The 26713-nt window shown below is 35.6% G+C and carries 28 protein-coding genes and 1 tRNA gene; 17 read left to right on the top strand and 12 right to left on the bottom strand.

What is annotated here, in order from left to right:
- Positions 1 to 10: 10 nt before the first annotated feature.
- From MYP_RS10635 to MYP_RS10595, 9 genes are all read right to left on the bottom strand, one after another.
- Positions 11 to 727 carry a hypothetical protein gene (locus tag MYP_RS10635; RefSeq protein ID WP_045462843.1) on the bottom strand — a complete coding sequence of 239 codons (717 nt, stop codon included), beginning with the start codon at positions 725 to 727 and terminating at the stop codon, positions 11 to 13.
- Positions 728 to 820: 93 nt separating this feature from the next.
- Positions 821 to 2167: an acetyl-CoA carboxylase biotin carboxylase subunit gene (gene accC, locus MYP_RS10630; RefSeq protein ID WP_045462840.1), complete on the bottom strand. Its 1347-nt coding sequence runs from the start codon at positions 2165 to 2167 to the stop codon at positions 821 to 823.
- Between the two features lie 79 nt (positions 2168 to 2246).
- A complete protein-coding gene (accB, locus tag MYP_RS10625) occupies positions 2247 to 2735 on the bottom strand; it encodes an acetyl-CoA carboxylase biotin carboxyl carrier protein (RefSeq protein ID WP_045462837.1) in 489 nt (162 codons plus the stop codon).
- A 64-nt stretch (positions 2736 to 2799) separates the two neighbouring features.
- Positions 2800 to 3798 carry a beta-ketoacyl-ACP synthase III gene (locus tag MYP_RS10620; RefSeq protein WP_045462834.1) on the bottom strand — a complete coding sequence of 333 codons (999 nt, stop codon included), beginning with the start codon at positions 3796 to 3798 and terminating at the stop codon, positions 2800 to 2802.
- A 14-nt stretch (positions 3799 to 3812) separates the two neighbouring features.
- Positions 3813 to 4754, bottom strand: coding sequence for a phosphate acyltransferase PlsX (gene plsX, locus MYP_RS10615; RefSeq protein ID WP_045462830.1), 942 nt, complete (start codon positions 4752 to 4754; stop codon positions 3813 to 3815).
- A 9-nt stretch (positions 4755 to 4763) separates the two neighbouring features.
- Complete coding sequence (rpmF, locus tag MYP_RS10610) at positions 4764 to 4955, bottom strand: 50S ribosomal protein L32 (RefSeq protein ID WP_028979491.1); 192 nt, start codon at positions 4953 to 4955, stop codon at positions 4764 to 4766.
- Between the two features lie 17 nt (positions 4956 to 4972).
- Positions 4973 to 5551, bottom strand: coding sequence for a YceD family protein (locus MYP_RS10605; protein WP_231570031.1), 579 nt, complete (start codon positions 5549 to 5551; stop codon positions 4973 to 4975).
- Between the two features lie 100 nt (positions 5552 to 5651).
- Positions 5652 to 6680 carry a 4-hydroxythreonine-4-phosphate dehydrogenase PdxA gene (gene pdxA, locus MYP_RS10600; RefSeq protein WP_045462823.1) on the bottom strand — a complete coding sequence of 343 codons (1029 nt, stop codon included), beginning with the start codon at positions 6678 to 6680 and terminating at the stop codon, positions 5652 to 5654.
- A gap of 2 nt (positions 6681 to 6682) precedes the next feature.
- Positions 6683 to 8110, bottom strand: a complete 1428-nt coding sequence (locus MYP_RS10595) for a leucyl aminopeptidase family protein (protein ID WP_045462820.1) — start codon at positions 8108 to 8110, stop codon at positions 6683 to 6685.
- A 198-nt stretch (positions 8111 to 8308) separates the two neighbouring features.
- Between MYP_RS10595 and rsmA the strand changes: the two genes are divergently transcribed.
- From rsmA to MYP_RS10570, 5 genes are all read left to right on the top strand, one after another.
- Positions 8309 to 9085 (top strand): 16S rRNA (adenine(1518)-N(6)/adenine(1519)-N(6))-dimethyltransferase RsmA, encoded by a 777-nt coding sequence (gene rsmA, locus MYP_RS10590; protein WP_045462819.1) that lies wholly within the window; start codon positions 8309 to 8311, stop codon positions 9083 to 9085.
- Positions 9086 to 9089: 4 nt separating this feature from the next.
- A complete protein-coding gene (gene mgtE / locus MYP_RS10585) occupies positions 9090 to 10442 on the top strand; it encodes a magnesium transporter (protein ID WP_045462816.1) in 1353 nt (450 codons plus the stop codon).
- Positions 10443 to 10450: 8 nt separating this feature from the next.
- Positions 10451 to 11386 (top strand): NAD(P)-dependent oxidoreductase, encoded by a 936-nt coding sequence (locus MYP_RS10580; protein WP_045462813.1) that lies wholly within the window; start codon positions 10451 to 10453, stop codon positions 11384 to 11386.
- A 93-nt stretch (positions 11387 to 11479) separates the two neighbouring features.
- Complete coding sequence (gene greA, locus MYP_RS10575) at positions 11480 to 11950, top strand: transcription elongation factor GreA (protein WP_045462810.1); 471 nt, start codon at positions 11480 to 11482, stop codon at positions 11948 to 11950.
- Positions 11951 to 12343, top strand: coding sequence for an HIT family protein (locus MYP_RS10570; RefSeq protein WP_045462808.1), 393 nt, complete (start codon positions 11951 to 11953; stop codon positions 12341 to 12343).
- 73 nt (positions 12344 to 12416) lie between these two features.
- Here MYP_RS10570 and ruvC read toward each other — a convergent pair whose 3' ends face one another.
- Positions 12417 to 13001 carry a crossover junction endodeoxyribonuclease RuvC gene (ruvC, locus tag MYP_RS10565; protein WP_045462805.1) on the bottom strand — a complete coding sequence of 195 codons (585 nt, stop codon included), beginning with the start codon at positions 12999 to 13001 and terminating at the stop codon, positions 12417 to 12419.
- 3 nt (positions 13002 to 13004) lie between these two features.
- Between ruvC and MYP_RS10560 the strand changes: the two genes are divergently transcribed.
- Genes MYP_RS10560 through MYP_RS10540 form a run of 5 tightly spaced genes read left to right on the top strand, consistent with a single transcriptional unit; the run spans position 13005 to position 17846 of the window.
- The gene (locus MYP_RS10560; protein WP_045462801.1) at positions 13005 to 13994 is read left to right on the top strand and encodes a lysylphosphatidylglycerol synthase domain-containing protein; all 990 of its coding nucleotides are present in this window, start codon (positions 13005 to 13007) and stop codon (positions 13992 to 13994) included.
- Complete coding sequence (locus MYP_RS10555) at positions 13994 to 15136, top strand: glycosyltransferase (RefSeq protein WP_045462798.1); 1143 nt, start codon at positions 13994 to 13996, stop codon at positions 15134 to 15136. The genes MYP_RS10560 and MYP_RS10555 overlap by 1 nt, the downstream gene beginning before the upstream one ends.
- Positions 15133 to 15387 carry a hypothetical protein gene (locus MYP_RS10550; RefSeq protein WP_045462795.1) on the top strand — a complete coding sequence of 85 codons (255 nt, stop codon included), beginning with the start codon at positions 15133 to 15135 and terminating at the stop codon, positions 15385 to 15387. Before MYP_RS10555 ends, MYP_RS10550 begins: the two co-directional genes overlap by 4 nt.
- 1 nt (position 15388) lies before the next feature.
- A complete protein-coding gene (locus MYP_RS10545; protein ID WP_045462792.1) occupies positions 15389 to 16639 on the top strand; it encodes an ABC transporter permease in 1251 nt (416 codons plus the stop codon).
- On the top strand, positions 16611 to 17846 hold the full coding sequence (locus MYP_RS10540; RefSeq protein WP_045462789.1) for a GAF domain-containing SpoIIE family protein phosphatase: 1236 nt from the start codon (positions 16611 to 16613) through the stop codon (positions 17844 to 17846). The genes MYP_RS10545 and MYP_RS10540 overlap by 29 nt, the downstream gene beginning before the upstream one ends.
- Here MYP_RS10540 and MYP_RS10535 read toward each other — a convergent pair.
- The gene (locus MYP_RS10535; protein WP_197060057.1) at positions 17833 to 18948 is read right to left on the bottom strand and encodes an O-antigen ligase family protein; all 1116 of its coding nucleotides are present in this window, start codon (positions 18946 to 18948) and stop codon (positions 17833 to 17835) included. The two genes, MYP_RS10540 and MYP_RS10535, sit on opposite strands and share 14 nt — an antisense overlap.
- Before the next feature lie 332 nt (positions 18949 to 19280).
- Complete coding sequence (locus MYP_RS10530) at positions 19281 to 20141, bottom strand: hypothetical protein (protein ID WP_045462782.1); 861 nt, start codon at positions 20139 to 20141, stop codon at positions 19281 to 19283.
- 50 nt (positions 20142 to 20191) lie between these two features.
- Here MYP_RS10530 and MYP_RS10525 point away from each other — a divergent pair, with 50 nt between their 5' ends.
- From MYP_RS10525 to MYP_RS10495, 7 genes are all read left to right on the top strand, one after another.
- Positions 20192 to 21646, top strand: a complete 1455-nt coding sequence (locus tag MYP_RS10525; RefSeq protein WP_081990480.1) for an oligosaccharide flippase family protein — start codon at positions 20192 to 20194, stop codon at positions 21644 to 21646.
- 14 nt (positions 21647 to 21660) lie between these two features.
- Entirely contained in the window at positions 21661 to 22788 is a 1128-nt protein-coding gene (locus MYP_RS10520; RefSeq protein WP_045463826.1) for a glycosyltransferase family 4 protein, read from the top strand.
- 4 nt (positions 22789 to 22792) lie between these two features.
- Positions 22793 to 23440, top strand: coding sequence for a polysaccharide deacetylase family protein (locus MYP_RS10515; RefSeq protein ID WP_045462778.1), 648 nt, complete (start codon positions 22793 to 22795; stop codon positions 23438 to 23440).
- Positions 23437 to 24543 carry a glycosyltransferase gene (locus MYP_RS10510; RefSeq protein ID WP_045462776.1) on the top strand — a complete coding sequence of 369 codons (1107 nt, stop codon included), beginning with the start codon at positions 23437 to 23439 and terminating at the stop codon, positions 24541 to 24543. The genes MYP_RS10515 and MYP_RS10510 overlap by 4 nt, the downstream gene beginning before the upstream one ends.
- 3 nt (positions 24544 to 24546) lie before the next feature.
- On the top strand, positions 24547 to 25329 hold the full coding sequence (locus MYP_RS10505; protein ID WP_045462774.1) for a TatD family hydrolase: 783 nt from the start codon (positions 24547 to 24549) through the stop codon (positions 25327 to 25329).
- Positions 25295 to 26374: an asparaginase gene (locus tag MYP_RS10500; protein ID WP_231570030.1), complete on the top strand. Its 1080-nt coding sequence runs from the start codon at positions 25295 to 25297 to the stop codon at positions 26372 to 26374. The genes MYP_RS10505 and MYP_RS10500 overlap by 35 nt, the downstream gene beginning before the upstream one ends.
- Before the next feature lie 96 nt (positions 26375 to 26470).
- Positions 26471 to 26558, top strand: a tRNA-Ser gene (locus MYP_RS10495).
- The last annotated feature ends 155 nt before the right edge of the window (positions 26559 to 26713 follow it).

The raw sequence follows: 26713 nt of genomic DNA, 5'->3' as shown, positions 1-26713 counted from the left end.
TACGATTTTATTATTTTGAAGTATCCGGAGAGGTTACGGTTTTATTTGTATTTAATGGAATAAATACGCTAAACTTTACCGTGAGGATATTATCCTTTTTCTTTTTTATTCCCCAATTGCTGATATTATCAAGATAATCAGAAGTAGGGTTTAAGTAACCTGCTTGTAATCCAATGGCGTACCAAGATGGAAGGAAAAACATAACACCTGCTTTAGTGGGAAAGACAAATGTTACATTGTTATAATCTTCTCCTTTTGCCCTTGTACTTAGTTTTGTTTGAAGTTTGTCATTATTCTGATCTTTTGGCGTAAATCGCATAAGACCAATACCCTGACTTATAAAAATGCATCCCCATTTCCTTTTTATTAAATTGAGCTGCAAATCATAATTTACACCAATTACATTAGTTTTGAAATAGGTATTGGGAGTGGGGGATGGGTTCAAATCTGGGTTAAATTCATACTTCCCATTTTGTCCCATGATATTTCCCACAAAAATATTTATACCACCATTGATTCTTTTTTTCTTATAGAATTTAATACCGGCATTATATAAAGCAGTCCACTGCTGAAAAGAATTATTGAGGTCTCCTCTGTAGGAACTTGGGCTGATGCCAGCCTCAATAAAATGTTTTGGGGAGTCTTGAGATTGCGCATTAAGAGCAATAAAAATCAGAGAAAATGAAAAAAAAAGTCTTAAGAAATTGAAGCTTTGAGTGGCTTTCATGGGGGCAAAATTTATTGTAAATACCTTCTTAAGAATGAATGTAACCTTAAAAAGAAAAGCTGCTTTGGAGCAGCTTTCTTTTTATCTTATTTTTTATTTCAGTTTTGAAAAGTCGAATGATTCAAGAAATGCAGTATTGAATTTACCGGATTGGAACTGAGGGTCTTCCATTAATTTAATATGGAATGGAATTGTTGTTTTAACACCTTCAATAACAAATTCCTCCAAAGCCCTTTTCATTCTGGCCAAAGCCTCTTCTCTTGTAGAACCGCTTGCAATAAGCTTTCCGATCATTGAGTCGTAGTTTGGAGGAATGGTATATCCATTGTAGCAATGAGTATCAACCCTTACACCATATCCGCCGGGAAGGTGGAAGTTTGTAATTTTACCAGGATTAGGTCTGAAGCCATTAGCTGGATCTTCTGCGTTGATACGACATTCTATTGAGTACCTTCCAGGAATAAAGTTCTTATTTGGAATGGCGCCACCAGCTGCTACTTTAATTTGCTCTTTCACCAGGTCAACACCGGTTACTTCTTCAGTAATAGTATGCTCTACCTGGATACGGGTATTCATTTCCATGAAATAGAAGTCACCGTTTTTGTCTACAAGGAATTCAATAGTTCCGGCACCTTCATATTTAATAGCTTTGGCGCCTTTTACAGCAGCCTCCCCCATTTTAGTTCTTAGTCTTTCAGTGATAACCGGTGAAGGTGTTTCTTCTACAAGCTTTTGATGTCTTCTTTGTATAGAACAATCTCTTTCGGAAAGGTGGATAGCTTTACCGTATCTGTCTCCAAGTATTTGTATTTCTATATGTCTTGGCTCTTCAATAAATTTTTCAAGATAAAGCCCGTCGTTACCAAAAGCAGCACCTGCTTCAGTTTTCGCATCTACCCAGGCTTTTTTGAATTCTGCGTCATTGCGAACAATACGCATACCTCTTCCACCGCCACCTGCTGTAGCTTTAAGGATTACAGGATACTTTATCTTGTTGGCAAGTTTAATACCTTCATCCATGGATTCCAGCAAGCCCTCAGATCCAGGGATAGTAGGTACGCCAGCTTTTTTCATTGTAGCTTTAGCTGAAGACTTATCACCCATTGCATTGATCATGGCAGCGCTGGCGCCAATAAATTTAATGCCATAGTCTTCACATATTTTTGAAAATTCAGCATTTTCAGAGAGGAAGCCATAGCCTGGATGAATAGCGTCTGCATTTGTAATTTCAGCAGCAGCAATGATATTGGGAATACTTAAATATGATTTGGATGAGGGTGCAGCACCGATACAAACCGCTTCATCAGCAAATCGAACGTGCAAGCTGTCTTTGTCAGCAGTTGAGTATATAGCAACAGTTTTAATTTTCATTTCCTTGCAAGCGCGAATTACACGCATAGCAATTTCGCCTCTGTTTGCTATTAATATTTTATTAAACATAGATATGGTTAATTAAAATTGAAATTTTGGTCATAAAAAAAAGGGATAGGACATCCCTTTTCAAAATGCTGTACTCTCGTTATTTAGGTTCTACCAGGAATAGTGGCTGATCGTATTCTACTGGAGTCGCATTTTCTACGAGAACTTTTACAATTTTACCAGAAACTTCTGATTCAATTTCATTGAATAATTTCATAGCCTCGATGATACAAACAGTCTGACCCTGTTTTACTTCATCACCTACGTTCACAAATGATGGAGAATCAGGATTAGCTGATCTGTAGAAAGTACCAATCATTGGTGATTTGATTGTAATAAGATTTTTGTTTGATGAGTCTGCAGGAGTAGAAGGAGTTTCTACTTTAGGTTGCGCTGCTGGTTGCGCAGCCGTTGCCTGTGCCGGAGCTACAGGTTGAGCAATAGCCTGAGGAACCTGAGTTACTGTTAGAGCCTGAGGTTCTGAATATTTTTTTACAGCAATTTTAAATTGTTCTGTTTCGATGTTAACCTCAGCAAGACCTGAACTTGCGATAAAGTCCAGCAACTCCTGTATTTCTTTAGCTTTCATATTCTGCTTGTAAATGTTTTTTCAAATATCGAAATTTTCCTGGTTAATATATTGAGGGGTTGTATTATTTAGGGTCATATGCCCATTTCAAGTATACTGACCCCCAAGTGAAGCCTCCGCCAAATGCAGCCATTACAACATTGTCCCCTTTCTTGAATTTTTTCTCATAATCCCAAAGAAGAAGAGGAATTGTGCCATTGGTAGTATTGCCATAACGGTCAATATTGATGAGTACTTTTTTGTCATCCAGACCCATGCGTTCTGCAGTAGCATCGATGATTCTTTTGTTTGCCTGGTGGGAGACAAGCCATGCAACATCGCTTGAAGTGAGGTTGTTTCTGCGCATAATTTCTGCAGAAACATCTGCCATATTGGTAACAGCAAATTTGAAAACTGTGGCACCCTCCTGGTAAGCAAAATGTTCTTTGGCAGCAATAGTTTCCAGGCTGGCAGGTTTTCTGCTTCCCCCGGCTTTCATGCATAGATATTTTGCTCCGGAACCATCGGTTTTCAATACACTGTCCATTACTCCGTGGCCAGTAGTGTCCGGTTCTAAAAGTACAGCACCCGCACCATCTCCGAAAATTATGCAGGTAGTACGGTCTTCATAGTTGATAATAGAAGACATTTTATCTCCACCAACTACGATTACTTTTTTGAATTTTCCGCTTTCAATAAACTGACTTCCTGTTACCAGGCCATAAATAAAACCTGAACAAGCCGCATTAAGGTCATAACTGAATGCATTTTTTAACCCTGCCATGTCGCAAAGTAAATTGCCAGTAGCAGGAAATACATAGTCTGGCGTTGTAGTGCAGCAAATTAATAGGTCGATTTCATCAGGATTGGTATTAGTCTTTTTTAATAACTCATTCACTGCATGAATCGCAATATTAGAAGTTCCTTCTCCTGGGTTTTTAAGCAGTCTTCTTTCCCTGATTCCTGTTCTGGTCAATATCCATTCGTCTGTGGTGTCAACCAGTTTTTCGAGCTCTTTATTGGTTAGAATGTAATCTGGAACATAACCTCCAACCCCTGTAATAGCAGCTCTTAATTTGCTCATCTGCCTGATAAGATTTAATTGTATGCGTTTTTAATTTTATCTACTATTCCGGCTTCGGTAAGTTGAACTGCCAGGTTAAGCATATTTTTGATTGCAATTGGTGTGGAAACTCCGTGGCCGATAATAACATTACCATTAACACCAAGGATAGGGCTACCGCCTACACCAGCATAATTGAACAATTCTATGAATGGATCCATGAAATTTCTCTTTTCCATTAGTTCATAAAATGTTTCTGCCAGCTTAAGGACAACATTTCCCGTAAAACCATCTGTAACAATTACATCAGCTCTATCATTAAAAGCATCTCTGCCTTCAATATTTCCTACGAAGTTAATTTTTGGATTATTTTTCAGTAGCTGATGAGTTGCTTGAGTCAGGATTGTACCTTTTTGCTCTTCTTCTCCCAGGTTCATTAAACCTACTTTGGGATTTTCTATATTAAAAATATATTTCGAATATAAAGAGCCAAGTACCGCAAATTGATCTAAAAACTCAGGTTTGCAATCTGCATTAGCTCCTACGTCCAGAAGAATTCCGTATCTGCCGTCTTCTTTAGGGATAAAACCAGCAATTCCAGGTCTGTCGATTCCCGGTATTGCTTTTATTGTAAAAAGTGAGCCGACAAGCATTGCTCCTGTATTGCCGGCACTGCAAAAGGCGTCAACTGACTTTTCCTTAAGCATTTTGAAACCTAACATAATGCTGGAGTTTGGCTTTTGACCAATAGCTTTAGTCGGGTGTTCACCCATTTGTATTACATCTTCAGTATGTACAATTTCAAAAGCATTTTTATCAGCTCCCAATTTTTCAAAATGGGAGTGAATGATCGCCTGATTTCCAATTAAAACTATTTCTTTGTTTTCTTTGGAAAAAGACTCCTTTGCCATTAAAGCACCCTGAAGGACAGCCTGGGGGGCGTAATCACCACCCATTGCATCCAATGCAATTCTCATAGAGTTATTTTATGCCAGGATCTCTTTTTCCATTACAACTTGGCCTTTGTAATATAATTTACCTTCAGACCAATGTGCTCTGTGTCTCAAGTGTGCTTCTCCAGTAGTTGGACAAATTGATAATGTCGGAGCACTTGCCTTATAATGAGTTCTTCTTTTGTCTCTTCTGGTTTTCGAAATTTTTCTCTTAGGATGAGCCATTGTATTTGATTAATTTATTATTTTTTTAATTTATTTAATATATCCCATCTGGGATCTATTTCGTCGTCTTTAAGTTCGTCTTCATCCAGGTCAATTGGAGTAGAATAAATCAAAAGCGTTTCTTCTTCATCATTTTCTTCTTCTTCTTCTTTTATGAATTTTGGATGAAGTTTTTTCATCGGAACAGCCAGTCCTATGAATTCATATATAAACTGTGACAGATTTAATTTTTGAGTTTCAAAAGGAATAGTGATAATTTCTTCACTGATTTCCGCATATTCCTTTCCATATTTGAATATAATCTGATCATTTGTATTGATTTGATATTCAAAAGGGTCCAGGCTTCTGTCACATATTAATTCTACCCAGCCTTCTACAGCAATTGATGCTTGTATCATCGTTTCCGATTTATTAAGCATCACAGTTACTTTCAGCTGACCTTTTTCTAACAGGCTGTCTTCAAAATTCTCAAAAAACGTACTGTCCAGAGTGTAGTCATAGTAGTGTTTCGAATTACTAAGACTTACTATTTCGATGTCAAAAGTTCTTAATCCTTTCATACAAGTCATAGCTCCGCCCTGAAATCTAGGGCGCAAAGTTAATATATTATTTTAATTAACAAAAATGTTAATTTGAAGTAACACATTTGTAAGGTTTTTGTATTGATAATCAGTGTTTTTGATTTTTATTCACTGGCTAAACTGTCACCGGTTTGCGGTTTTTTACTATATCGCATGCCAAAAACACTGCTTCCCTGAACGAAGATTCGTTCGCAATATTTTTCCCAGCTATGTCATACCCTGTGCCATGGTCAGGAGAAGTTCTGATTACGGGAAGGCCTGAAGTATAATTTACTCCCGAATCAAATGCCAGGGTTTTGAATGGTATAAGTCCTTGATCATGGTACATTCCTAAAACAGCATCAAATTTTTTGTACTGTTTTGTTCCAAAAAAACCATCTGCCGAAAATGGGCCAAAGATTAAAACTCCTTTAGCTTTTAACTCTTCAATAAGTGGAGTAAGTAATTCTATTTCATCTTTCCCCAATAATCCTTCTTCACCTGCATGTGGATTTAACCCTAATAAGGCTATTTTTGGTTTCAATATTCCAAAATCATTTTTCAACGCTTTATATAATACATTGATTTTGGAAAGCAACTTTTCCTTAGTCAAAGATTTTTTCACTTCAGAAAGGGGAATATGGCCAGTAACTACACCGACCCTGAGATCTTCACTTACTAATAGCATTAAACTGTCGTTTACTCCACTTTTGTGTGTGAAAAACTCTGTATGTCCTGGGAATTTAAATTCCTCAGATTGAATATTCTTCTTGTTAATCGGGGCAGTTACCAAAGCATCGAGCTTGCCGGAAAATAAATCTTCAGCAGCTCGTGAAAGTGATATGTATGCAGATTGTCCTGACTCTGCAGTGGGCTTTCCAGGATTAATTTCGTAATCTTCTTCCCAGCAATTAATAATGTTAATTTTCTTAGGATTAACCCCTTCCGTATTTTTTGTCTGATGAAAATGCAATTCCTCGGACGTTTCAATCAGTTTTTTGTACTTGCTGAAAATTTTAACAGAACCATAAACAATGGGTAAGCAGATTTTTGTGATTCTGCTATCTGACAATGTTTTAATAATTACCTCCGGACCTATCCCATTAAAATCTCCCAGTGTAATTCCGATTACAGGTTTTTCTGAATTATTTGTTAAGTATCCCATTTTTAGTTTTGTTGACTTAATTTTTTGAAAAAATCATAAAATAACCGAACGCCAGTTCCTGTGCCGTTCTTTCCTCTATAGCTATCTTCAGAAGTTAAAAATGCACTTCCTGCAATATCAAGGTGTAACCAGTCATATTTTACGAAATGCTGCATAAATTTTCCTGCAGTAATAGCACCGGCATCTCCGGATCCTATATTTTTAAGATCAGCGATATCAGATTGTAATTGTTTTCCATATTCTTCCCAAAGAGGAAATTCAACCAGCCTTTCATAAACTGTTTTTCCAGAATTTTCCAGAATATTTTTCAATTCTTCTTTAGCAGTTCCCATATATACAATGCCCTCTTTTCCGATTGCCCTTGCAGCTGCTCCTGTTAATGTAGCAAGATCTGCCACAAAAACAGGATCATATTGGGCTGCATAAGCCAATGCATCTGCCAATATTAGTCTGCCTTCTGCATCAGTATTCAAAACTTCCACAGTCGTGCCATCATACATCTTTATAACATCCCCAGGAGTCATGGCATTACCATCTGGTCGATTTTCTGTAGCTGGTACAAGACCAATGATGTATAAAGGAAGTTTACTTTTGGCAATAGCATATAAGATCCCTGCCACTGCTGCTCCTCCTGCCATGTCAGATTTCATCAGATCCATGGAGTTTGGAGTGGGCTTAAGCGATAGTCCTCCTGTATCATAAACAACACCTTTGCCAATTAGAACATAAGGTTTGGCATTTATGGCATTTGCTGGTTTGTATTCGGCTATGATAAATACCGGTGGATTCGGGCTCCCTAAGTTAACGCTTAATAAGCCCCCCATTTTAAGATCTGTTATCTTTTGCTTATCAAATACTTCAACATTAAATCCAGCTTCTTTCCCTAAAGCTTTAAATTCTTTTCCTAGTTGCTCTGCTGTCAGGAAATTTACCGGTTCATTGACAAGGTTTCTCGTGTGGTAAACTCCATGTATAATATTTTGAAGATCAAGAATATCACTTTCGTTTAAATCCTCTGAATATATATTGATTTTTTCAGGAAAGGTTGAAGTTGCAGCGGATTTGTATTTGCTGAAATTGTAAGCACTTAAGGCAATACCTTCTGCCAGGGCAAGGGTTCCTTCACCGAAAGAGCCTGTTATCTGGATTGTTTTCAGCTTTTCCTTTTTTATTAAAGAGCAAAGTTCTGCACCGGTCTTTCTTAATTTTTCTTTGTTGGAATAATCAAAGGTCTTGCTGTTGAAAGAGATAATATAGACATTTCTATATAGTTGGTTAACAGCAACTATAGAAGTAGTTTCCAGTTTTTTTTCAACATATTCAATTTCTTCGGCCTTATTTAAGTACTTTTTTACATCTGTTATAGAATCTGCCAAAATAGCAAGATTTTCTGTTTCAGAAATATTACCTTCAAAATTTAACCGGATCATACTTTCTTAATCTGTGAACGGCAAATTTATCATTTCCCTTTTAAAACAAAAACAGCACACTTCAATTGAAATATGCTGTTTTTGAAAATTTACGAAACAGGTACGAAAAAGAAAAACTAAAATATTACCATATAATTACTATTTATATCTGAATACCTTTCATGCAAAAAAGGTAACCTTAAATGATTACTTTTGGGAATGAAATCTGTAAAGCCTAAAAAGTTTCTTGGTCAGCATTTTCTCAATGACCTGAGTATTGCCAAAGATATAGTAGACGGACTGTCTGGTTATAAAGGATATACGAATGTTCTGGAGATTGGCCCTGGAATGGGAGTACTCACTGATTTTTTATTGCAGGAAAAAAAATATTCTCTGTTTGTAAGTGAAATTGACAAAGAGTCTGTTCAGTATCTGAAAATAAAATATCCGGAATTACATAATAATATCATTGAAGGAGATTTTTTGAGACTTCCTTTAGAAAAATATTTTGAAGGTCAATTTGCCATTATTGGAAACTTTCCATATAACATTTCTTCTCAAATCTTTTTTAAAGTTTTGAATTACAAGGAACAGATCGTCGAAGTCGTGGGAATGCTTCAGAAAGAAGTGGCCAAAAGGTTAACTTCTGGTCCTGGAAATAAAGATTATGGAATTCTCAGCGTATTGCTTCAAGCATACTATGATATGGAATACTTATTCACTGTTGATGAACATGTATTTAATCCTCCTCCAAAAGTTAAATCTGGTGTTATAAGGATACGGCGTAATCAGCGTACTACAATGCCTTGTTCTGATGAAGACTTCAAAAAAATAGTCAAACAAAGTTTTAGCAGCAGAAGGAAGACCTTGAGAAATGCCTTAAAAAGCCTAAATTTGACAGAATCTGTTCTTGCCAATCCCATCATGGAGAAACGTGCTGAACAGTTGTCCGTAGAGGATTTTATAAATCTAACTTGTATGATAATCAAAGAGTAGAACGATGCAGTTTGAGTTGACAGAGGAATATTTGGATTCGTTTATTCAGGCAGTGGATGCCAGGAAGAATTCATGGATCAGGGAGCAATTGGATGAATTGCATCCTCAGGATATATCTTCTGTGGTGCACGAACTGGATTCTGTTCACTCTAAATATGTAATAAAGCTACTTGAGAATGAAACCGGAGCTCAGGTTATAAGAGAACTCGATTCGGAATATAGAAAAAGACTTTTAAAAGAATTTAATCCTGATGAAATCGCGGCATACATTAGTTTCATAGATTCAGATGATGCAGTAGATATAATCAATGAATTACCTGTTAAAACAAAGGAAGAAGTAATTTCCCTTGTTGATAACAAAGAAAAAGCTGATCATATCAGAGATCTTATTCATTACGATGAAGATTGTGCAGGAGGTTTGATGGCAAAGGAGTTGATCCGGGCAAACCTTAACTGGTCTGTAACCCAATGCATCGAAGAAATAAGAAGACAATCCAGAAATGTTTCCAGAATACATTCTGTATACGTAGTGGACAACCTGGACAAGCTTCTGGGGATAGTATCACTAAAGAAGATGTTGCTTGCAGATGATAATACTTTGATAGCTGATATATACGAACCCGAAATTATTGCAGTCGAAACATTTATCAGTGCTGAAGAGGTATCGCAGATCATGGAAAAGTATGACCTTGAAGCTATTCCTGTTGTGAATGTGCATGGGAAACTGCTTGGCAGAATTACCATTGACGATATTGTTGACGTTATCAAAGAAAGAGCTGAGCAGGATATTCAGATGATGGCTGGTATCAGTGGTCCTGCAGAAGACGATGACAGCGTCTGGACATTATCTAAGGTGAGATTGCCCTGGCTTATTATTGGAATGTCAGGTGGGATGCTTGGGGCAAAGTTTATAGGCCTTTTTGAAAAAGACATAAGTATGATTCCCGCAATGGCATTTTTCATTCCCTTGATCACAGCTACTGGCGGAAATGTAGGAATACAAACAAGTTCTGTTGTGGTCCAGTCTTTGGCCAAAGAGTCTGGATATGGATCATTCAATTTCGCTAGTTTTTTGAAAGTATTAATCGTGGCGCTAATTAATGGAATAGCATTAAGTTCGCTTGTATTCGGCCTGAATATGATTTTGGGAGAAGATACCAAATTGGCGATTATTGTTTCAACAGCACTTATGAGTGTTGTGTTATTAGCAACAGTAATGGGTACCATAACACCTTTGGTTTTAGATAAATTAGGATATAATCCTGCCCTTGCCGCTGGTCCTTTCATTACAACAGCTAATGACCTTTTAGGTCTTGCAATTTATTTCCTAGTCGCCCAGTCGCTTTATCATTTGTAAAAGAAATCATGAAATTTATTATTGTTGATGAAATGCATCCTTCCATAGTTTCTATGTTGGAAGGGATAGGCATAGTACCTGATTACAGGCCGTCTATTACCCGAGCCGATCTTTTAAAGATTGTGATGAATTATGAAGGGCTGATAGTAAGAAGCAAAGTGAAAATCGATAAGGACTTATTGGAAAAGGCATCTAGTCTTAAGATAATAGCAAGAGCCGGGGCAGGGCTAGATCAAATTGACATAGAAGAAGTCGAGCGAAGAAAGATAAAAGTTTTAAATGCTCCTGAAGGAAACAGAGATGCAGTTGGCGAACATGCTGTTGGAATGCTTCTATCATTAATGAACAAGATGCAGACAGGAGACAAGGAAGTGAGGAACGGAATATGGAAGAGAGAAAAAAACAGAGGATATGAAATAGGAGGGCTTACGATCGGAATTATTGGTTATGGTAACATGGGTAGAGCATTTGCTAAAAGGATCAAAGGTTTTGGATGCAGGGTTATAGCCTATGATAAATATATATCAGGATATTCGGACGAATTTGCTGAAGAAGTTACAATAGAAAATATATTTAAAAATGCTGATGTATTAAGTCTGCATATCCCATTGACAGAAGTGTCAAGAGGAATGGTTGATAAGAAATTTATCAAAAACTTTACAAAGGATTTCTGGTTAGTTAATACCGCCAGAGGAGAAATTGTGAAACAGGCAGATTTGATAGAAGCATTGGATTCAGGTAAGATAAGAGGGGCAGCATTAGATGTTCTTGAAAATGAAAAATTTGAAACATTAACATCGATTCAAAAACTTAATCTTCAGAATCTGGTTGAAAGAGAAAATATGTTGTTTACCCCGCATGTAGCAGGGTGGACCTATGAGTCATTGGTTAAAATTAATGAAGTGATAGTTAAAAAGCTCAGAGAATCAATAGGTAAGATTTGAGGGTTTGGAATTGGTTAAAAAAGTCTTAATTTTGATTCCTGAACGGTTGAGGAAGCCGTTTTTTTTATTGTACCTAAGCAATTGCAAAGAGATATGGCATACACGTATTATACAGAAGAAGGACTTAGAAAATTAAAGGAGGAGCTTGCTATGCTCAAAACCAGAGGACGTGCTGATATGGCTAAGCAAATAGCGGAAGCTCGTGACAAAGGAGACTTAAGTGAGAACGCAGAGTACGATGCAGCAAAAGATGCTCAGGGATTGCTTGAATTAAAAATCAGTAAACTGGAAGATGTAGTTGCTAATGCACGCGTAATCGATGAGAGTAACATTGATACATCCAAAGTATCAATTTTATCTAACGTCAAGATAAAAAATAAAAAGACGAACGCCGTAGTCAACTATATCCTTGTATCTGAAGAAGAGGCTGATCTTAAGAGTGGAAAGATTTCTGTAAAATCACCAATAGGTAAAGGTTTGCTTGGAAAAAAAGTCGGAGATTCCGCATATATTGATGTACCTGCAGGAAAACTTGAGTTTGAAATCTTAGATATCACTAGATAAATGGCAAGCATTTTTACAAAAATTATAAACGGTGAAATTCCAGGTTATACAATAGCTGAAGATGATCGCTGTTATGCATTTTTGGATATATCTCCATTGGTAGTAGGACATACACTTGTAGTACCTAAAGCTGAAATAGATTATATTTTTGATATCGATGATGAGCTTTTGGCTCACCTTCATGTATTCAGCAAAAAAGTTGCAAAAGCATTGCAAAAGGCTGTTCCTTGCAAGCGAATTGGTGTTGCAGTTATTGGACTTGAAGTACCTCATACGCATATACACCTTGTGCCAATGAATTCTGCAGATGATCTCAACTTTACAAGGCCTAAACTTACTGTTGCAAAAGAAGTAATGGAAGAAACTCAGAAAAAAATAAAGAGTTACCTTTAAAATATCTGTTATTTTGAAAAAAGAGGCTGTCTTACTACCAAAGACAGCCTCTTTTTTATTGGATTGATTATTCTCAATTATTCTTTTTACCGGACACAATTCTGTCAGGATTGTCTTTGAGAAAGGAAGACCAGTTCCCAGATTGAACTTTCAATGATCCACCCTGAAAATGATGGCATAATGCAACTGCAAGCGCATCTGTTGCATCAAATAATTTAGGTGCTTCCTGAATTTTAAGCAAGTTACAAAGCATGCTGGAAACTTGTTCTTTGGACGCATTTCCATTGCCAGTAACAGATTGTTTAACCTTTTTGGGAGCATATTCACAAATTGGAACCTCTCTGGAAATTGCAGCTGCAATTGCTACTCCCTGAGCTCTCCCTAGTTTGAGCATAGACTGAACATTTTTTCCATAAAAAGGAGATTCAATTGCCATTTCATCCGGATGGTATTCATCTATCAGTTGAACAACCCTTTCAAAAATTTTACTTAATTTTAATCCATGGTTGCTATACTTGCTCAGGTGAATTACACCAAATTGCAGAAGACTGATCTTGCTTTTCTGGATATGAATAAGGCCATATCCCATGATCGTAGTACCTGGATCTACACCTAAAATTATTTTGTCCTTCTCTATTTCTTTTCCTTTAGAAATCATTCCATGCAAGTTAACCACATCCTTTCGGCTTTAAAAGAGAAAATTAATCCCAATTTTTCCCTTTTTTTTAAGTCATTGGTATTTATTGTTTCCTTATTCCTGATTTTTTACACACTGAATAATAAAGATGAACTTACAGGAAACTACTTTTTTGAAATTTTAAATTCCTGGAAAATTAATTCCTGGATGATCTATCTTGCTATTTTATTAATGCCACTCAACTGGGGAATTGAAGGTTTAAAATGGAAGTTTCTAGCTTCTAAAGTTGAGAAAACCTCGTTCTTAAGTGCTTTGGAGGGGGTAATATGTGGTACAACGTTTGGGTTTATCACTCCTCACGGATTGGGAGATTATCTGGGAAGGATATTAATTATGAGAAGTGCTGAAAGGTCTAAGGCATTAGGAGCCATATTCATAAGCAGGATAGCTCAATTTTATTCTACTATATATTTTGGAAGTATTTCCATCTTCTTTTTATTATTCTCATGGGTGCCATTTTCTGCCACACAAAAAAAAACCATTGTAATTACTTTGTTGCTGTTTCATATAGCCCTTCCTGCCTTCCTATTTTTTCGTGAAAATATTTTAAGACATCTTGAGAAAAACAAAAGATTAAAGCTCTTCGTCAGTTATTTTCTTATTATTAAAAATTACAATCTAAGAGAAATATTACTAGTGATTGCACTATCTGCTTCCCGGTATCTTATTTTTCTATGTCAGTTTATTTTGGTTATCAATTTCTTTCGGGTTAAAACCGATTTGTTCTTTCAATTTCTCGCCGTACCCTTTGTTTTTCTTGTAAAATCTATCATACCTACGATATTCGATTTTGGAGTGAGGGAAGCAGCAGTAATGTTTATTTTTAATGAGGAAGGGGTTGATTTACAGAGAGTATTATATTCAAGCTTAACTGTCTGGCTGTTAAATGTTGTAGCTCCTTCAGTCATAGGGCTTTTTCTAATTTTCAGATTAAAAATAAAAGGGCCATTCTGATGATAATAATTATTGCTTTAGTTTTTCTGATTTATTCCATTGCTCTTATATGGGCTATGGGAGTATGGAGAAAAATGGAATTATGGTCAAAGCATAAAAAAGCCTCGACAAGGAGATTCGTCTCAGTGATTATTCCCGTGAGAAATGAAGAGTCAAATATTTTAAATCTGCTTTCAGATTTATCTAGGCAAGAATATCCAAAAAGTAAATATGAAGTGATTGTCATTAATGATGGATCTGATGACTTAACTGTATCCCTGGTTCATGAATATCTTGAGCGGACTGATATTCAGTTGATGCTTCTTCATTCGGAGAATTATCAATCAAATGCTGCCCCAAAGAAAAAGGCCATTGAATATGGTATTTCAAGATCTAAAGGTGATTTGATATTGACGATAGACGGTGATTGCAGGTGTGGTGAACACTGGATATCAACAATGGCAGGTATGCTTGAAGTATCGGATAGTAAAATGGTTTGCGGACCGGTAGGCTTCGACACGAAAGGCACTTTGTTTGAGAAAATGCAGCAAATAGAATTTAGTGCTGTAATGGGAACAGGGGGTGTTTGCCTGGCTTCAGGATACCCTACAATGGCTAACGGTGCAAATCTTTGTTATGAAAAAAAAGCATTTTATGAGGTTAGTGGATTTAGTGGGTTTGAAATGATAGCATCAGGAGATGATGAATTCCTTTTACATAAAATTTACGAAAAATATCCTGGAAAAGTGTTATTTGTATGTAGAAAGGAAGCCTTAGTGAAGACCTATCCTAAGGCTTCTGTTAAAGATTTTTTGGAACAAAGAAAGCGGTGGGCAGGTAAGTGGAAAATGCATAAGAACAAAAGAAATCAGTATTTGGCATTATTTATTTTTTTAGTGAATTTTTTATTTTTAGTTTCGGGAGCATATTCATTGGTAGATAAAAGGGGATTGCTGGTTTTTGCAAGTTTAATCATTGTAAAATTTGTAATAGAGTTTTTGTTTCTGAAACAGGTTTCCCGGCTTTTAAATCATCAATTTAATCCTATAGAATTTGCAATTACATGGGCCATTTATCCGTTTTATGTTATAACTATTGGATTATTAAGTAATTCTGGTAGTTTTGTCTGGAAAGGAAGAGAAATAAAAAATCTGAAAAATTGACACCGCAAGAATACGATATTCTGGATGAGCTTTATTTTATTTGCACCTTGGAGCAATTGTTGAAAAATTTAACTATGGATGATTCGGAATTACGGAATCATTTGGAACAACTTTTCCGTAAAGGGTGGGTAAAAGTTTTTTATAAAGGTACAGAAGATGAAGTCGAATCCGGAGAAGTTTCAATGGGACAATTCGAAAATTACCATTTTCTAGCTACCAAAGCAGGATTAAAAGCTCATAACACCTTATAAAGTGGTTAAGTCGAAAGAGAATACCGTCAAAACACCTTCTTATTATGTTCGCAAGCGGCTATGGAAAAATAAGCCTGCTATTGCCGGATTTATAGTTATTGTTTTTGCTCACATTATCGCAATACTTGGTTATTTAATAATGCCCGATCATACACCTAATGCTAATGACGGCTCTGCACTTATTAAAAAGAAACCTATAGGGTTTGAATGTACATTGTTGAAATTCCGGAAAAACAGAGAAATAGAGAAGGGGAACTTTCTGGAAAAAATGTATATGGGACAGGAAAGTGAGTATATAATTCAGCCTGTCAGTTCGTATCAGATTAAAAACCTCAAGGTGTATTATTCCCTTTTTGGAAAAGAAGGTGAAACAGAATCTGCGGATATAGTTGCTGTTACTAAGACTCTTTTTGTAGGTACTTCCTCTAAGCTTAAGCCAGACTCTGTTTACAACTATATGGTAAAAGGCGATATCATTACCTATCTTGATTTAAATGAAAACCCTGTTCAGATCACCAAAGAGGAATTATTAAGAGACTTTTTGGACAATAATATAGAAAAAAGAGAATATCTTTTAGGAACTGATAAGGCAGGTCGTGATATTCTGAGCAGGCTTTTGTTTGGTACCCGTATTTCGCTTTCAATAGGATTTATTTCAGTGCTGATTTCCATTCTTGTTGGGGTTACACTTGGAGCTTTAAGCGGATTTTTTGGAGGTACAACAGATAAGTTTATCATGTGGCTTATGACTGTAGTTTGGTCTATTCCAAGTATTATGCTGGTTATTGCCATTAGTCTTGCTTTACAAAGCAGAGGAGTCTGGGTCGCGTTTGTAGCCGTAGGATTAACGATGTGGGTTGAAGTGGCAAGAGTTGTGAGAGGACAGATTTTAAGTTTAAAGGAAAAACTTTATGTTGAAGCGGCAAAGGCACTTGGAGTGGGGGATCTCAGAATTATTTTTGTGCACATTCTGCCTAATATTGTAGGTCCTTTGATTGTAATTGCTACTGCAAACTTTGCATCTGCCATTTTGATAGAGGCTGGTTTAAGTTTTCTTGGTCTTGGAGTACAACCACCAATGCCTTCCTGGGGAATGATGGTAAATGAAGGGTACGGATCGATGTTGGCAAAAGATTCTGGTTATTTGGTAGTACTTCCAAGTTTGTGTATTTGTATTCTTGTATTGGCATTTAACTTGTTCGGAAACGGCTTAAGAGACGCATATGATCCCCAAAGCGCCGTCAAATGGTGAAAAAGAAGGTGGTTTGGAAAATTCACTGCAGCTAAAACAGCTCGAATTAAACTCTCTTCTAGAAGTAACTCAGGCAATAAATTTCAATTTGCCTGAAGAATCTTTATATAAGATATTTTACTTCACTTTAATTGCTAATCTTAAAATTAAGAAATTTGCCCTTTATGTTTTTGATTCCGGATGGAGCTGTAAAGTTAACAATGGAACAAAGACGAACTTTAAATCAATTGAATTAGATCAATCATTTTATAATGTCAGCAAGATATTAAAACTCGAAAAGGCGGCTGATCAGTTTTCTGAGTTTGATTTGTTGATTCCTGTTGCTCATAAATCTCAACTGCTTGCCATAGTATTTATTGGAGGTCTGGAACCTGGTGAAGAAAATACAGACGTATCCTTTGTCCAGACTTTTGCCAATATTATTACGGTGGCAATTGAAAATAAAAAGCTTGCAAGAAAAGAGCTTCAGCAGGAAGCTTTCCGGAAGGAGCTTGAAATTGCAAGAGATGTACAATCTCACCTGTTTCCAACCTCGCTTCCAGATAATAAGAAAGTTGTAATAGAAGCGGATTACCTGCCGCATCAGTCTATAGGAGGTGATTATTACGACTATGTAGCTTTGAATGATAATGAATTTTTTATCTGCGTTGCCGATGTTTCTGGGAAAGGGATACCTGCTGCCCTTTTGATGTCCAATTTTCAGGCTTGTTTAAGAACAATGTTAAGGCAAACCTCAGATCTCAAAAAGATAGTTACAGAGCTCAATTATATTACTCGTCTCAATGCAAGAGGGGAAAGGTTTATTACTTTTTTTGCCATGATTGTGGATCTGAAATCCAGGAAGGCTAGGTATATAAATGCAGGTCACAATCCTGCTATTATTATTCAGGACGGAATAGCTGAAACACTGGATAACGGGACTACCATTTTAGGAATTTTTGAAGACCTGCCGTTTCTCAGTGAAGAGATGTTGGAAATAAAAGAAAATTCATTGTTATTCTTGTATACTGATGGTGTTACGGAAACATCTAATATAGGAGAAGAAGAGTTTGGCATGGAACGATTTGTTCAATTATTAAGTGAGAATTCAGATCAGGAAAATCGGTTAATCCATAAAAAACTCATGGAAGAACTGAATTCATTTAGAGGTAAAAAAGCATTTCCGGATGATATTACCTTTGTTTCCTGTAAAATCAAAGGCTTTTAAGTTGATTCTCTTTATTCCACTGATTGATCTTTGCAAGTATAGTAATGGAAACAAGGAAGAATGACCCCACCTTATCACTTTCTGTAAAATCTGAAAACATCATGCATACTATTATAGAGGTAAATGCCAGGTAAAAGCCTGCAGTAAGGTGTTTTGTATCGGGATCAGAGCATTCGTTGTAAATTTTGCTCCCTCTTATAAATACCATAATTACCAGAGTTGTAAAAAGTAAAAATCCAACCAACCCCTGTTCAGTAAGAAACAAAAGGAAGTTATTATGAGTAGTTGATTGTTCCGGATTGTTACTTACATAAGTCCTGAACCGATCTATCGCAAATTTTTTATATTCAGGGTAAAATGTTCCAGGGCCGGAACCCATTATAGGTTTTTCCTTTACCATATTTGCACCTGCCACCCACCTGTATATTCTTTCCATACCTGAAACATCTTTCAGAGAATAGGTTGCAGCAAGATGTCCTTCAATGTCTCCTTCATGAAATATTGTTGTAGTATAATCAGATGCATAATCAAGATAACGATCATTATTAAATAAGTATCCAACAAAACAAGTAATTACAATTACTCCAATGCTTATCGTCAAGGTTACTTTTTTATAATTCAATAAGATATAAAAGATAATACAAACAATTAATGCCAGCCAGGATCCTCTTGTATATGAAGTAATAAGAGCAAATAAAAATAGTATCAGTAAGAATTTGAGATAAAAGGAACGTTTGACAGAAAATTTTGGGGTTGTTTTAAGCAAAAACCAAGTTAGCGGTATTCCAATTCCTATTACAGTTGCATAAAAAACATGATTAACAAAGATAATTGAGGATATGTAGTTGATGTTTTCAAATGAAAAACCATCTGCAGCATGGAGGAAGATAGTATATAAAACTCCTATGAATAAACCTGCTGTATAAGCATATATGAATTTTTGAAGATCATGCTTGGATCTGATGATGGTGAAAGTTAAAAACAGAAAAACCAGGTAGTAAAGCGTTTTAGCAATGATATATTTTATTGTTTTTAATTTTTCAATAGAGAATGGGTATTCAAAAACAGCCCAGAAATATAGTAGGAGAAGGATTATAATCATTGGATCTTTTAGTAGGTCAAGATCACATTTTCTCTGAAAAATAAAGGAAATAATATATATAAATGCAAGGACGATTATTAAACCCTCCGAGGGAAGACTTAAATTACTGTTTCCAATAATTGGGAATTCTTTGGATAAAGGGAGGGTGAATATTAATACATAGTATACGAACTCGTAATCAAAAATACAATAAAGCCCAATAGAACACATTACTGGAATTAACAGTATTGAAGCATTACTAAAATAAATTGCAGCTATTCCACTCAATATAATTATGATAGTGAATGAAACTAAAAGTGGCTTTGCTAGTGTCGGTAATGACTTCAATTGGATTAATCTTCTCTTTTTGAAAATGATTCAGCTATTGATATAATAAAAAATACTATAATCATCATACCTACAATACCAACTAGAATTACAAGGGATTTTACTGGCTTTGCTTTGTCTAAAGCTGGTTTGGCAGGTTCCAGTACGTAAAGTGTTTCAATTTTTTCATCCAAAACCTTTAACTCTTGTTGAACATCTGAAAGTTTGGTGTAATTATAAATATATTCATTTGCAAGAAAGTCGGTATTGAATGCGGTATAATTTTGGTTAGGCTTAAGGTTCTCAATTAATTTTTGAATATCCTTTACTTTCTCTTCCTGACTTTTTAAATATCCTCTCAGGATTTGGTTATTGATAATAGAAATAGGTTCTCTGTTCTTTTTATCTATAAATTTAATTATTTCATTGGCCATGTCAGCAGCGATTTTCGCATCCTTGTCAAATACAATGACTTCAAGTCCGCCTGCCAATGGAGTTTTTTTAATTGTTACCTGACTCATAAATTCGTCAAATACTCTTTTCTCAGCTTTAGCTTCATTTTTTTTAATATTGTATCTCTGATACAAATTAAACTTTTCTATCATGTAAAAAGCCAATTCTCTTGATTCTCCAACGGCAAGTATCCTTTCAACTTCTTGCTCACCTGCATAAATACCAAATCCAGGATTTTTGACCAAGGCAAATCTGGGGTCATAAGAACGTGGATCAAAAGGATAAAAAATTACTACAGATTTATAATAAATAGGCAGCATGAATGCAACTATAGTGCTAAGTACCAGACTTAAAAGAAAGGAGCCTATAATCAGTTTTTTCCACCTTTTTATAACATCCCAAAAGCTCAATAAATTAAAATTATTCTCTTTCATTAACTCAATTTTAAAAATATTAAAGTTTAAAATTATATAATTTTGATAAAATTGTAACGATTTATTTAGTTTTAGGTGGAAAAAATTTAACGACTATTAGTAAAGTATTTAAAAACATCGGCCTATCGGTTTTTCTGAATATATTAATTAAACCGATTTGGATAATTTTAGAAAATCTGGTTCAAAATAAAATAGGTCATGAGGACTATGGATTGTATTCTGCTCTTTTTTCCTTTGGATTTATATTCATAATCTTAACAGATTTTGGAATTAATTATTATGTGACCAAATCAATAGCCAGAAATTCTTCTGAAACTGCTTCATTATTTTCTCAGGTGACTTTATTTAAGGTCTTACTAACTGTTTTATTCCCCATTGCCTGTACTTTTTTGGGGTATTTATGGGGGTATAAAGATGAACAACTGATCTTTCTTTTCTTTCTGTCATTCACCAATTCTTTGTTGCAGTTAGTCCTTTATGGAAAGGCAATTCTACAAGGAAAACAGGAATTTTATCTTGACAGTTATTTAGGGATTTTGGATAAGTTCTTGTTAGCTCTATTTACCTTTTTTCTCATAATTTTTTCGGAAATTTCATTGGAAAGCTTTATTGCCGTCCGTTTGCTTACGGCAATATTAACTGTTGGAATGGGATATTATTTTCTGAAAAAAGTCATTGGGTTCCTCCATCTGACTTTTAATTGGAAACAAATTAAGGATATAATTATCAGTAGTTTGCCATTTGCCTCGATGGCGGTTTTGTATTCAGTAAATGATAAAATTGATCAAGTCCTATTGGAACGCCTGCTGGGAAAGACTCCAACAGGATTATACGCTGCTGCATATAGATGGCTGGATGCAACTATGATGTATATATGGATTATTATGCCAATCTTTTTCGCAAGATTTCCATTTTACAAAGAGGACAAACAGCAGGTGCAAAAATTATTTAATGCAGCTCAGCTTATTGCTGCAATTCCTGTTATTTTGGCAGCTTCATTCGTTTTCTTTTATCCTGAAGTCCTGGTTTATTTTCTAAATAATAGTTCTGAATCTGAATTGGAGGTGATTAAAGAATTGTTAAGAATCCTTTTTGTATCCTTATTGCTTAATGGTTTCTTTAATATTTACTCAACCTATTTGAATGCGATGGGATATGTGAAAATTGTCAATATCTCTATTCTGATCAGTGTGTTTTTGAATATTCTGCTTAATTTTATGATTGTACCTACTTATGGGGTAATTGCTTCAGCATGGATTACAGTGATCTCAACATTCATATTGTGTGTGTTTGCATTTGTATATATTGGAACAAAAACTATTATAAATGTTCCCTGGAAACTTTTATTTAAACTGTCTATGCTATTGATTATTTTGTTAATCATGTTTGCAATATGCAGGAACTACGATCTCAATTGGATTTTAGCAGGTATTTTGTCCATTATAATAACAGTTTTATATTCTTTGGTATCCGGATTTAAACAAACTTTGAAAGAGTATAAGTAGAAAGGAGTTTGAACTTGAAAATAGCCGTAAATACAAGATTTCTCTTAAAAGATAAACTTGAGGGGATAGGTACTTTCACCTTTGAAGTATTGCAAAGGATGGTTAAGAATCATCCTGAGCATGAATTTATTTTTCTGTTCGACAGGCCATATCATAAACAATTTTTATTTGCAGATAATGTAAAACCCATTCAGCTTTTCCCTCCTGCCAGGCATCCATTTCTCTGGTTTTGGTGGTTTGAATTAAGTGTGCCTAAAGTTTTAAAAGAAGAAAAATGTGATCTGTTTATTTCTACAGATGGCTTTAATTCTTTACGTTCAGAAACACCTTCCCTTATTGTAATGCATGATCTGGCATATGAGCATACAAGAGGAGGGCTGAGTTATCTGATCTATAAGTACCTGAAGTGGTTTGGTCCGAGATATGCCAGAAAAGCTTCAAGAATAATTTCAGTTTCAGAATATTCCAAACAGGATATTGTTAAGTTATATAAGATCGAACCTTCTAAAATAGATGTAGTAGGAAATGCAGCGCATGGTGAAAGTTTTTATCCTATTACCTTGTCAAAACAGGAAGAATGCCGAAAAACATATAGTAAAGGAAAACCTTATTTTATTTTTGTCGGAGCCCTGCACCCAAGAAAAAATATTTTAAATCTACTTAAGGCTTTTGCTGAATTCAAATCAATGAAGCCCAATGACACCAGACTAATGATAGTTGGAAGAAAAGGTTGGGGCACAAAGGAAATATTTGAGACATTAGAAAGTAATCCTTTTAAAGACGATATCATATTTACCGGGAGAGTAAGTAATGAAGAATATCGTCATTTGCTGGGGGCTGCATTGGCACTTACATATGTTCCTTTTATTGAAGGTTTTGGTATCCCCATTTTAGAAGCTCAGAAATGTGATTGTCCTGTAATTACTTCAAATGTAACAAGTATGCCTGAAGTAGCCGGTGATTCTGCAATTCTGGTTGATCCGTATTCTGTTAGTTCAATTGCTGAGGGGCTATATCAAATGGCTTTCGATCAGGACAAACGGCAAGAGCTTATTGAGAAAGGAAGGGTGAATTGTGAGAGATATAGTTGGGATAATTCAGCAGAATTATTCTGGAAGTCTGTAGAAAAATCCTTAGCCTGAATTTATGTATTTCAATAACTACACATGGGCATTTCAGCTATTGTATCCTTCTCTGGTCTGGAAGAAAAAAGTAAAAGGTAATGAGCTTTTCCTGACCTTCGATGATGGACCTGTTCCCGATGCTACAGAGTTTGTTCTTGAAGAATTAGACAAGTGGAATGTTAAGGCTACTTTTTTTTGTGTAGGTGATAATGTAAGGAAGTATCCTCACCTGTTAAAGGAAATAATCAAAAGAGGACATATTGCCGGCAATCATACTTTTAATCATTTAAACGGATGGAGAAATGATAATGAAGAATATTTCAATAATATCGAAAGCTGCCAGGCTGCAATTGATGAAGTAAAAAGAGAAGTAGGAGTAGACCAGGGAGCCACCAAAGATTTGTTCAGACCACCTTATGGAAAAATAAAAAGTTCTCAGTCTAAAGAACTACAAAAATCATATGAAATAATTATGTGGAATGTACTGACCGGTGATTATGACCAAAATCTAAAGGAAGAAGAATGTCTTGCTAAATCCATCAAATACTCAACTCCTGGGTCCATTGTGATCTTTCATGACAGTATCAAAGCAAGCAAGAATATGAAATATGTACTTCCCAGGTATATAGAATATTTTTTATCCAAAGGGTTTGAATTTAAGACTTTATGAAAGTCCTTGTAACATTATTGTTGCTCTATTTCCTTGTTTACTTACTATATATTCTTGTTTTATTTATTTTTTTTGAAAGGTTAAAACCATACATAGCTAATCCTTCTTTAACTGACTATCCTCAGGTATCAATATTAGTTGCAGCTCGCAATGAGGAAGACAATATTCTAGAATGCATGAAGGCATTGTCTTCAATGAATTATCCTGAAGATAAATTTGAAGTGCTGATAGGTAATGATAGATCTGAAGATAATACCAAGCTGATTACGCTTGAATTTATAAAGGCACATAAGAATTTTAAGTTATTAGACATTACAGAAAATGTTGGTCATGCCAAAGGTAAAGCCAATGTGCTTGCCCAGCTTGCAAGAACAGCGAATGGTGAATATCTTTTCATAACAGATGCTGATATCTCAGTGCCGGAAAACTGGATACATGAAATGCTAGGCAATTATAAGAAATCATCGGGTACTATCTCCGGTGTTACTATGATCAAGGGGGAAACTTTATTTGCTAAACTTCAAAGCATAGAATGGATACATGCTTTTGGAATGGTTAAAGCAGTATCTGATCAGAATATTCCAGTTTCTGCTGTTGGTAACAACATGATGATTCCGCGCAAAGTCTATGAAGAAACAGGTGGATATGAAAATATTCCATTTTCTGTTACAGAAGATTTTGAGCTTTTTAAAGCTACTCTGGGCCTGGGTTATGATTATCAGCAACTCATGGGATCAGGAGTACTCGCTTATTCCAAACCTCTTAATAGTTTAAAAAGATTGTTAAATCAAAGGCGTCGATGGATGCAGGGTGCAGTTCATATTCCTATTGTATTATCCACGCTGCTTTTATTGCAATCCTTATTTTTTCCAGTTATTCTATGTACAATGTTTGTTCTGCCCAACTTTGCCATACTTATTTGGTCGGGCAAATTGTTATTACAATACTCATTTATAAACAGGGTGTATAAAAAGATTGATTATAAGTTTCCTTTGTGGAAGTATATAATCATTTATGAATTTTATACCGGATTTATTTCGTTATTAACTTTATTATATTACCTGAAGCCCGGTAAAATCGAGTGGAAGGGAAGAAGATTTTAAATTATGGATTTTACTTATATCGATACTCACGCGCATATATATGCTGAAGAGTTTGAAAAGGACACTACAGATGTACTTGAAAAAGCAAGAGCATCTGGTCTTAAAAAACTCTTTATGCCAAACGTGGATTTGCAAAGCATAGACAGGATGCTTGAAATGGAACATAAGTATCCGGATCTTTGCATGCCAATGATGGGGCTACATCCATGCTACGTGAAGAAAGATTTTGAAAAAGATCTTTATGAAATTGAAGCCTGGCTGAATAAAAGAAAATTTGCTGCTGTAGGAGAGATCGGCATAGATCTATACTGGGATACAACTCATAAAGATTGGCAGGAGGAAGCATTTGCTATTCAGATCCAATTGGCAGCCAGACATAACTTACCTATATCAATCCATTGCCGCAATTCCTACAGAGAAACCATGGATTTGCTATTGAAGGTTAAATCAGATCACCAGACAGGGGTATTTCATTGTTTTACCGGTGAAAAGAAAGATATCGATGAAATAAATGAAATCGGATTTTACATTGGAATAGGCGGAGTTATTACTTTTAAAAATAGCGGTCTTGATAAGGTGTTGGAATCAGCAGAACTCTGCAATATAGTGCTGGAAACGGATGCCCCTTATCTGGCGCCTGTTCCGTATAGAGGTAAAAGAAATGAACCTGGATATATTCCTTTAGTGATAAAGAAGCTGGCAGAAGTTAAAAGATGTTCAGAGGAAGAAGTAGCCAGAGTTACTTCTGAAAATGCAGATAAGCTTTTTGGAAATGTTTACTCCTAAGGTAGAACTTCATATCAGCCCTCAAGCTCAGGGGCGGATGCTTATCATATATACTGGAGGTACCATGGGAATGCATTATGATCCTATGGTCAGAAGCTTAGTGCCATTCGATTTTTCTGATATCATCTCGACATTGCCTGAATTAGGTAGATTCAATCTGACTCTGGAGTTGATATCTTTCGTGAAACCGATTGATTCGAGCAATATGAAGCCCTCGCACTGGATTGCATTGGTAGAGCTTATTTATCAGCAATATCAGGAGTATGATGGTTTCGTGATTTTGCACGGAACGGATACAATGGCTTATACAGCTTCTGCCGTGAGTTTCATGATGGAAAATCTTAATAAGCCCGTAATCTTTACTGGTGCTCAGCTTCCTTTGTCTGAGGTTAGGTCAGATGCAAGAGAAAACCTTGTGACAGCCATAGAAATTGCAGCAGCAAGAAAAAATGGTAAACCGATTGTCAAAGAGGTTTGTATTTACTTTAATCATGCATTAATGCGTGGCAACAGGTCAAAGAAACTTCAGAGCAGCCATTTTGACGCTTTCTTATCAGAAAATTACCCTAATCTTGCAGAGGCTGGAATTTCAATAGAGTTTAATGAAGCAGTTTTGTATAGCCCTCCTGACAAGCCTTTTAGAATATATACGAAGCTAGATTCCAATGTCCTTATAGTTAAACTATTTCCTGGGATTACCAAAGAGGTAGTAGAATGTCTTTTCAATACTTCAGGTTTGAAAGGTGTTGTTCTGGAAACTTTTGGATCTGGCAATGCTCCGACGGATGCATGGCTTGAAGATATTTTAAAAAATGCATCAAAGAAGGGGATTGTAGTTTTAAATGTAAGTCAGTGTATTGGAGGAACTGTTTTTCAGGGAAGGTATGATACAAGCAGACACCTGGAAAAATCCGGAGTAATCAGTGGTAAAAATATTACTACAGAAGCTGCCATTACTAAAATGATGTTTGTGCTTGCTAATAAGCCTTTTAGCGAAAATGTAAAAGCCTCTTTAGAAGATTCAATGAGAGGTGAGATGGATTAAAAAGTCAGAGGATGGATTTATTTTATCATTCCTTTTTGTGTTTTAATAAAATGTTGGTTTCTTTGCACTCTCATTTTTCAATAGTGAGTATTTTACAGAGAGGTGTCCGAGTGGTTGAAGGAGCACGCCTGGAAAGTGTGTATACCTCAAAAGGGTATCGAGGGTTCGAATCCCTTCCTCTCTGCTTTTAGAAAAAAGCCCTGATTTTCAGGGCTTTTTTTGTTTGTGGATTTTTGCTCCCATCCTTATTCTTAATTCACAACTTTTCAATTTAGGATACTTTAGTTTCTTTTCTTTTTATCTAATTAAAATATGAAAAGTATTATTTAAAAAAGGGAT

It is taken from the genome of Sporocytophaga myxococcoides (genome assembly GCF_000775915.1).
Classification (GTDB): Bacteria; Bacteroidota; Bacteroidia; order Cytophagales; family Cytophagaceae; genus Sporocytophaga; species Sporocytophaga myxococcoides_A.
This window is presented reverse-complemented; position numbering and strand designations above follow the sequence as displayed.

What these genes read in the sequence shown, in the direction of transcription:
- MYP_RS10635 (WP_045462843.1), bottom strand. Translation starts at nt 727, where the DNA reads ATGAAAGCCACTCAAAGCTTCAATTTCTTAAGACTTTTTTTTTCATTT.
- accC (WP_045462840.1), bottom strand. Translation starts at nt 2,167, where the DNA reads ATGTTTAATAAAATATTAATAGCAAACAGAGGCGAAATTGCTATGCGT.
- accB (WP_045462837.1), bottom strand. Translation starts at nt 2,735, where the DNA reads ATGAAAGCTAAAGAAATACAGGAGTTGCTGGACTTTATCGCAAGTTCA.
- MYP_RS10620 (WP_045462834.1), bottom strand. Translation starts at nt 3,798, where the DNA reads ATGAGCAAATTAAGAGCTGCTATTACAGGGGTTGGAGGTTATGTTCCA.
- plsX (WP_045462830.1), bottom strand. Translation starts at nt 4,754, where the DNA reads ATGAGAATTGCATTGGATGCAATGGGTGGTGATTACGCCCCCCAGGCT.
- rpmF (WP_028979491.1), bottom strand. Translation starts at nt 4,955, where the DNA reads ATGGCTCATCCTAAGAGAAAAATTTCGAAAACCAGAAGAGACAAAAGA.
- pdxA (WP_045462823.1), bottom strand. Translation starts at nt 6,680, where the DNA reads ATGGGATACTTAACAAATAATTCAGAAAAACCTGTAATCGGAATTACA.
- MYP_RS10595 (WP_045462820.1), bottom strand. Translation starts at nt 8,110, where the DNA reads ATGATCCGGTTAAATTTTGAAGGTAATATTTCTGAAACAGAAAATCTT.
- rsmA (WP_045462819.1), top strand. Translation starts at nt 8,309, where the DNA reads ATGAAATCTGTAAAGCCTAAAAAGTTTCTTGGTCAGCATTTTCTCAAT.
- mgtE (WP_045462816.1), top strand. Translation starts at nt 9,090, where the DNA reads ATGCAGTTTGAGTTGACAGAGGAATATTTGGATTCGTTTATTCAGGCA.
- MYP_RS10580 (WP_045462813.1), top strand. Translation starts at nt 10,451, where the DNA reads ATGAAATTTATTATTGTTGATGAAATGCATCCTTCCATAGTTTCTATG.
- greA (WP_045462810.1), top strand. Translation starts at nt 11,480, where the DNA reads ATGGCATACACGTATTATACAGAAGAAGGACTTAGAAAATTAAAGGAG.
- MYP_RS10570 (WP_045462808.1), top strand. Translation starts at nt 11,951, where the DNA reads ATGGCAAGCATTTTTACAAAAATTATAAACGGTGAAATTCCAGGTTAT.
- ruvC (WP_045462805.1), bottom strand. Translation starts at nt 13,001, where the DNA reads ATGATTTCTAAAGGAAAAGAAATAGAGAAGGACAAAATAATTTTAGGT.
- MYP_RS10560 (WP_045462801.1), top strand. Translation starts at nt 13,005, where the DNA reads ATGCAAGTTAACCACATCCTTTCGGCTTTAAAAGAGAAAATTAATCCC.
- MYP_RS10555 (WP_045462798.1), top strand. Translation starts at nt 13,994, where the DNA reads ATGATAATAATTATTGCTTTAGTTTTTCTGATTTATTCCATTGCTCTT.
- MYP_RS10540 (WP_045462789.1), top strand. Translation starts at nt 16,611, where the DNA reads ATGATCCCCAAAGCGCCGTCAAATGGTGAAAAAGAAGGTGGTTTGGAA.
- MYP_RS10535 (WP_197060057.1), bottom strand. Translation starts at nt 18,948, where the DNA reads ATGATTATAATCCTTCTCCTACTATATTTCTGGGCTGTTTTTGAATAC.
- MYP_RS10530 (WP_045462782.1), bottom strand. Translation starts at nt 20,141, where the DNA reads ATGAAAGAGAATAATTTTAATTTATTGAGCTTTTGGGATGTTATAAAA.
- MYP_RS10515 (WP_045462778.1), top strand. Translation starts at nt 22,793, where the DNA reads ATGTATTTCAATAACTACACATGGGCATTTCAGCTATTGTATCCTTCT.
- MYP_RS10510 (WP_045462776.1), top strand. Translation starts at nt 23,437, where the DNA reads ATGAAAGTCCTTGTAACATTATTGTTGCTCTATTTCCTTGTTTACTTA.
- MYP_RS10505 (WP_045462774.1), top strand. Translation starts at nt 24,547, where the DNA reads ATGGATTTTACTTATATCGATACTCACGCGCATATATATGCTGAAGAG.
- MYP_RS10500 (WP_231570030.1), top strand. Translation starts at nt 25,295, where the DNA reads ATGCAGATAAGCTTTTTGGAAATGTTTACTCCTAAGGTAGAACTTCAT.